General features: G+C 70.0%; 2 protein-coding genes. One reads left to right on the top strand and one right to left on the bottom strand.

The genetic code is table 11. From position 1 onward, the window contains the following. On the top strand, nucleotides 1-274 hold a 274-nt coding region (locus A6M56_RS21165; RefSeq protein ID WP_286758385.1), incomplete at its 5' end, for an aminotransferase class IV. On the opposite strand, the gene A6M56_RS21170 is transcribed toward A6M56_RS21165, so the two are convergent. Continuing rightward, nucleotides 211-943, bottom strand: a 733-nt coding sequence (locus A6M56_RS21170; protein WP_286758386.1) for a LysR substrate-binding domain-containing protein, incomplete at its 5' end; no start/stop codon positions are given. The genes A6M56_RS21165 and A6M56_RS21170 overlap by 64 nt on opposite strands.

Consider the following 943-nt stretch of genomic DNA (forward strand, 5'->3'; position numbering starts at 1 on the left):
CGCCGCCACCCCCCGCCGCACCGTCGCCACGTTGGCCCACGAAGCCGGCCTCGCCGTGCGCGCCAAACGCCTGACACGCGACGAGGTCTATTGCGCCGATGAAGTGTTCTTCACCGGCACGGCGGCGGAAATCACGCCGGTGGTGGAAGTGGATGCCCGGCGCATCGGCGACGGCCAGCCCGGCCCGATCACCCGCCAGTTGCAGCAAGCCTATTTCGCCGCCGTGCGCGGCGAGGATCCGCAGTATGGCGACTGGCTGACGCCGGTGCCCTGAGGCGCCCCTGCGGCCTCGGGGCCTCCCATGCCGGCCAGATGTTCGAGCAGGGCCCGTGCGGCGGCCGGGAGGGCCGACCGGGAACGGACACAGAGTTGTAAATCGCGCGGCGCCCAGGGGTCGGTGATTTCGATGAGCTGGACGGCATCGGCCGCCCCCACCGCCGAACGCGGCACCATGCCGATGCCGACGCCGGCGGCCACCATGCGGCAGACGGCGTTGAAGCTGCGGACCTGGATGCGCACGTCGAGCCGGCCGCCGAGTTGCGCAGCGTGATTCATCATGAAGGTGTGGATGGCGCTGCCGGCATGCAGGCAGACGAAGGGTTCGGCCAGCACGCGGGCGAAGGCGACGGCGGGCTCGCCGGCCAGCGGATGGGCAGGCGGCACGATCAGGACCAGTCGATCGCGCCGGTAGGGCAGGGTTTCCAGGCCGGCCAGGTTGCCTTCGTCGGCCACGACGCCAATGTCAACCTGCCCGGCGGCAACGGCGCGGACGATGGCCGGGCTGGGCTGCTCTTCCAGACTGACCCGCACCTGTGGATGGTCGCGCAGGAAATCGCCCAGGTCTTCCGGCAGAAAGCAGTTGATCGCGTTGGTATTGGCGAAGACGGTGACCTGGCTGTGCAAGCCGCTGGCGTAGGGCGCCAGGTCGGCATGCATCTGTTCG

Source organism: Ralstonia sp. RL, assembly GCF_001683835.1.
GTDB classification, from domain to species: domain Bacteria; phylum Pseudomonadota; class Gammaproteobacteria; order Burkholderiales; family Burkholderiaceae; genus Ralstonia; species Ralstonia mannitolilytica.